Here is a 4,848-nt window from a genome sequence, read left to right as displayed (position 1 = left end):
GACCGGACGCCGTCGACGCCCGGCTCGCGACACCGGCCGCTGCGGCGCAAGTAGTAGTACGAAGGTCCGATGGACGCCCACCGGCCACCGCCGGACGATGGTCGCATCGGCCAGGTGAGGAGGCGCGACATGGACGCTTCGCGCAGGGCAGCCGTCATCACAGCCCTCGTCCTGCTGACGTCGGCGGCCATCACCCAGCCCGCGCACGCCGCCACCACGCTCACCCGTGCCGAGCTCAGCGGCACCCAGGTGCGCATCGAGGGATCAGGCGCCACTCCTGGCGCGAGGCTCACCGTCAACGGCGGGACGCTGACGGGGACCGCCGACGCGAGCGGCAGCTTCCGCATCCAGAGCAGCACCTTCGCCGCCCCGCCGGACTGCGTCGTGACGGTGAGTGACGGCTCCACCTCGGCGAGCAGGACCCTCACCGGGTGCTCCACCTCCCAGCCGCCCCCGGCAACCTCGGCAACGCTCTCCTCCCTGGCAGTCACGCCGACCGACGTGGTCGGCGGCGACCCCGCCACCGGTACCGTCACGATCTCGGCGACGGCGCCCTCCGGCGGCTTCGTCATCGACCTCTCCAGCGACAACCCCACTGCCGCCACGGTCCCCCCGACAGTGACTGTGCCGGCGGGCAGCACGCGGGCCACCTTCCCCGTCACCACCAAGCAGGTGACCAACGCCCAGTCGGCGGTCATCATCGGCACGGTCGGCGGTGACTTCACCACCGAGCGGCACGGGATCATCACGGCGTGGGACGCCTTCCACTTCTCGCACGGGAGCGTCTCGGTCATCCCCGGTGGCACGGGCGCCGGACGGGTGACCTCCTCACCCGCCGGAGTTGACTGCACCATCGCGGGCGGCAGCGGCTCGGGCACCTGCAGCGCGTTCTTCACCGTGGGCACGGTGGTCCGGCTCGACGCCCAGGCCGCGGCCGGGTCGAAGTTCGTCGGCTTCAACCCCAGGCCCGGCTGCATCGACGCGTCAAGGATCACCGTGGCCCGCGGCACCAACCACACGTGCCAGGTGGGCTTCCAGCTCAAGTAGCCCGCCGGGCGGGCACCCGGGGCACGCCCGCGGCATACGGCTAGCGTGGCGGGGTGCGACGCGACGACTTCACCGGTCCCGCTGACCTGCGGGCCATGCAGTCGATGTGCTCACGCCTGTGGTCGCCGACGAGCCGGTTCCATCCCGGACAGCTGGCGTGGAGCCGCCACCACCAACCGGTGCCGGCACGGGGCACGACCGCGGACGAGGCCATCTCCCTGTGGCGCGAGGGCGGGGACGTCGTCGGCTTCGGGTGGGCGGAGGCGCCGGACTGGCTAGAGGCTCAGGTGGACCCGGCATACCCGGAGGTTGCCGAGGAGCTCGTCGACTGGTTCGAGGAGTGGAGCGACGCCGCCGCCCAGTCCGTGCTCGTCATGGAGGGCGACGTCCTCGAACCGGCGCTCCTCGCAGCGGGATTCGTGCCCGAGACGGACGCTCCGCACTTCGCCCACCACGTGCTCGACCTCGCCGGACTGGCCGACGTGCCCTCGGTCGAGGGCTACCGCTACCGCCACGTCGAGCCGCTGGAGGCCGCCTCGCGCGCCGCGTGCCACGCGGCCTCCTGGTCCGACGTGAGCCCGTCGAGGCTCACGACCGAGGCGTATGCCGCCCTCATGTCGGCGTGGCCCTACCGCGCCGACCTCGACTGGGTGGCGGTCGACGCGGCCGGCGAGATGGTCGCCTCCTGCCTCGTGTGGCTCGACCCCGCCACGGGGGTCGGCCTCGTGGAGCCGGTGGGCTGTGTGCCGGCCCACCGCGGGCGCGGCCTCGCCGGGGCGGTGACCCTCGCGGCCCTGCACCGGCTGCGCGACGTCGGCGGGCGCCTGGCGGTCGTCAGCCCCCGCGGTGACGCGGGCTACCCGGGGCCACGGCGGCTCTACCGCTCGCTCGGCTTCCGGCCCGTGGCGAGGACCGTCACCTGGCACCGCAGCCTCACGGAGTGACCGCTCGCCGCATGGGTGTCGACGGCCGGGGTACCACCACGTCATGGACACCGACAGCAACCAGGCGAAGAGCGGTCCCGACGCCGACCAGCCGGACCAGGACGCCGAGCCCACGATGACTGCGCCCGAGGAGGGCCGCCCGGACGCGCTGCACGCCCTCAAGGACGAGGGCTCCGCCGGGACGGACGAGGACGAGGAGTCGGCTGGCGCGGGTGCTGGCGAGGAGGCCGGCTCCCCTTCCTAGCGCGGCTCCCCCTCCTGGTGCGACTCCCCCTCCTGGCGCCCAGGGCGCTCCTGGCGCCCAGGGCGCTCCAGGCGCGACTGCGCGATGGTGGCGGATCCCACGACGCGGGTTCCGTCGTAGAGCACGACGGCCTGACCGGGGGCCACCGCGCGGATCCGCTCGTCCAGACGCACCTCGAGCCGCTCGGCCTCCGCCCACGCGGTGGCGGGGAACTCCTCGCCGTGTGCGCGGACCTGCGCCCCGACGCGGATGACGCCCTGGGGAGCCGGCCCGCACCAGCGCGCCCGGTCGGCCGTGATGGCGTCCACGCCGAGCAGGTCCTCGGTCCCTACGACGACCGTGTTGGTCTGGGGCCGGACGTCGACGACGTAGCGTGGGCGCCCATCCGGGGCCGGGCGCGACAGGCGCAGCCCACGCCGCTGGCCGACCGTGTAGGCGAAGGCGCCCTCGTGGCTGCCGACGACGGCACCCTCGGCGTCGACGATGTCCCCCGGGGCGGCGCCGAGCTGCCTGCCCAGCCATCCTCGCGTGTCGCCGTCGGCGATGAAGCAGATGTCGTGGCTGTCCGGCTTCCGCGCCACGGAGAACCCTCGGGCCGCAGCCTCCTCGCGCACCTGCGCCTTGGTGGTGTCGCCGAGCGGGAAGAAGGCCCGGGCCAGCTGCTCCTTGTCGAGGACGCCGAGGACGTAGGACTGGTCCTTGGCTGCGTCGACGGCCCGGTGCAGCTCGCGCCGGCCGTCGGGAGGCTCGACGACGCGCGCGTAGTGGCCCGTCGCCACCGCGTCGAAGCCGAGTGCGAGCGCCTTGTCCAGCAGCGCCGCGAACTTGATCTTCTCGTTGCAGCGCAGGCACGGGTTGGGGGTGCGGCCGGCGGCATACTCCCGGGTGAAGTCGGCCACGACGTCGCGCTGGAAGCGCGCCGCCATGTCCCACACGTAGAAGGGGATGCCGAGCCGGTCGGCCACCCGCCGGGCGTCCCCGGCGTCCTCGATGGTGCAGCAGCCGCGGGCCGACTCGCGCAGGGTGGCGGCGCTCTGGCTCAGGGCCAGGTGCACGCCGACCACGTCGTGGCCGGCGTCGAGCATCCGCGCGGCGGCGACGGCGGAGTCGACACCGCCGCTCATGGCGGCGACGACCCTCATGACGCCGTCGCCTCCCGGGCCCGGCGCGCCCGGGACACCGCGCCGGGAAGGGCGCGCAGGAAGGTCGAGACGTCGTCGGCCGTCGACGTGTGTCCGAGGGTGAGCCGCAGGGCGCCGCGTGCCTCGCTCTCAGGCACGCCGAGGGCGAGGAGGACGTGGCTCGGCTGGGGCAGGCCGGCCTGGCACGCGGAGCCGGTGGAGCAGGCGATGCCGGCGGCGTCGAGCAGGTAGAGGAGCGAGTCGCCGTCGCACCCGGGGACGACGAGGTGGGCGTTGCCGGGCAGGCGCCGGCGCACGTCACCGCGCTGCCAGTGGCCGCTCGGCCGGATGCCCGGCTCGAGCGCCATGGCGCCCTCGATGAGTGCGTCGCGCAAGGCGCCGAGCCGAGTCGCCTCCCGCTCCAGCTCGGTGACGGCTCGTTCGGCGGCGGCCGCGAAGCCGACGATGGCGGGCGCGTCGAGCGTGCCGGAGCGCAGCTGCCGCTCCTGCCCGCCGCCGTGGCTGAGCGGCACGAGCGTCGCGTCGCGGCGGGCGACGAGCGCCCCGACCCCCACTGGCCCGCCGAGCTTGTGCCCGGTCATGGACAGCAGGTCGACGCCGCTCGCGGAGAAGTCCACGGGCACGTGACCGACCGCCTGGACCGCGTCGGTGTGGACCGGTATGCCGTGCTCGGCCGCGATGGCGGCGATGGCCGGCACGTCCTGCACGACGCCGATCTCGTTCCCGGCCCACAGCACCGACACGAGCGCCACGGACGCTGGGTCCGTGGCAATGGCGGCGCGCACGGTCTCCGGGTCGACGAACCCCTCCGGGGTCACCTCGAGCCACGTCACCTGCGCCCCCTCGTGCTCGACGAGGAAGCCGACACTGTCGAGGACCGCGTGGTGCTCGGTGGCCGGCACCAGGACGCGCACCCGGTCAGGGTCGGCATCCCGTCGGGCGAGGAAGGTCCCCTTGACCGCCAGGTTGTCAGCCTCGGTGCCGCCGGACGTGAAGACGACCTCGGACGGCCGGGCACCGATCGCCGTGGCGATCCGCTCGCGGGACTCCTCGACGGCACGTCGGGCCCGACGGCCCGCGTGGTGCAGCGACGAGGGGTTGCCGGTCTCGGCGAGCTGGGTCGTCATGGCCGCCAGCGCCTCGGGAAACATCGGCGTCGTCGCCGCGTGGTCGAGGTAGGCAGTCACGTGCGCATTCTACGGTCGGCGTGCCACGGCCCCGGACCTCCCGGTCCGGGGCCGTGGCGCGTGCGGCGGCGCCGCGGGGTCGGCTCAGCCCTTGGCCTTGGTGACGGCCTCGGTGGCCTGCGGCAGGACGGTGAACAGGTCACCGACGACGCCGAAGTCGACGAGGTCGAAGATCGGTGCCTCGCTGTCCTTGTTGACCGCGACGATCGTCTTGGAGGTCTGCATCCCGGCCCGGTGCTGGATCGCGCCGGAGATGCCGCACGCGACGTAGAGCTGCGGGGAGA

Annotated in this window: 6 protein-coding genes; 3 read left to right on the top strand and 3 right to left on the bottom strand. The window is 74.1% G+C overall.

All coding sequences use genetic code 11. From position 1 onward, the window contains the following. Positions 1 to 129: 129 nt before the first annotated feature. The 3 genes from VFJ94_RS12755 to VFJ94_RS12745 are packed head-to-tail and all read left to right on the top strand — an operon-like array spanning position 130 to position 2,235. A complete protein-coding gene (locus tag VFJ94_RS12755) occupies positions 130 to 1,047 on the top strand; it encodes a hypothetical protein (protein WP_325004595.1) in 918 nt (305 codons plus the stop codon). A gap of 53 nt (positions 1,048 to 1,100) precedes the next feature. After that, a complete protein-coding gene (locus VFJ94_RS12750; protein ID WP_325004594.1) occupies positions 1,101 to 1,991 on the top strand; it encodes a GNAT family N-acetyltransferase in 891 nt (296 codons plus the stop codon). Positions 1,992 to 2,034: 43 nt separating this feature from the next. Further along, positions 2,035 to 2,235 carry a hypothetical protein gene (locus VFJ94_RS12745; RefSeq protein ID WP_325004593.1) on the top strand — a complete coding sequence of 67 codons (201 nt, stop codon included), beginning with the start codon at positions 2,035 to 2,037 and terminating at the stop codon, positions 2,233 to 2,235. Here the strand turns inward: VFJ94_RS12745 and mnmA are convergent. The 3 genes from mnmA to VFJ94_RS12730 all read right to left on the bottom strand — a co-directional run. Further along, entirely contained in the window at positions 2,232 to 3,377 is a 1,146-nt protein-coding gene (mnmA, locus tag VFJ94_RS12740; protein ID WP_325004592.1) for a tRNA 2-thiouridine(34) synthase MnmA, read from the bottom strand. The genes VFJ94_RS12745 and mnmA overlap by 4 nt on opposite strands. Continuing rightward, positions 3,374 to 4,564 (bottom strand): cysteine desulfurase family protein, encoded by a 1,191-nt coding sequence (locus tag VFJ94_RS12735; RefSeq protein WP_325004591.1) that lies wholly within the window; start codon positions 4,562 to 4,564, stop codon positions 3,374 to 3,376. Before VFJ94_RS12735 ends, mnmA begins: the two co-directional genes overlap by 4 nt. A gap of 84 nt (positions 4,565 to 4,648) precedes the next feature. Beyond that, the coding region (locus VFJ94_RS12730; RefSeq protein WP_325004590.1) for an FAD-binding protein at positions 4,649 to 4,848 on the bottom strand (200 nt) is incomplete at its 5' end.

The organism is Intrasporangium sp. (assembly GCF_035688975.1).
Classification (GTDB): Bacteria; Actinomycetota; Actinomycetes; order Actinomycetales; family Dermatophilaceae; genus CALMNV01.
Note: the sequence above shows the minus strand (reverse complement) of the source record. Positions and strands in the feature narration are given on the sequence as shown.

Coding starts and splice junctions, on each gene's coding strand:
- mnmA (WP_325004592.1), bottom strand. CDS start 3,377: ATGAGGGTCGTCGCCGCCATGAGCGGCGGTGTCGACTCCGCCGTCGCC.
- VFJ94_RS12755 (WP_325004595.1), top strand. CDS start 130: ATGGACGCTTCGCGCAGGGCAGCCGTCATCACAGCCCTCGTCCTGCTG.
- VFJ94_RS12745 (WP_325004593.1), top strand. CDS start 2,035: ATGGACACCGACAGCAACCAGGCGAAGAGCGGTCCCGACGCCGACCAG.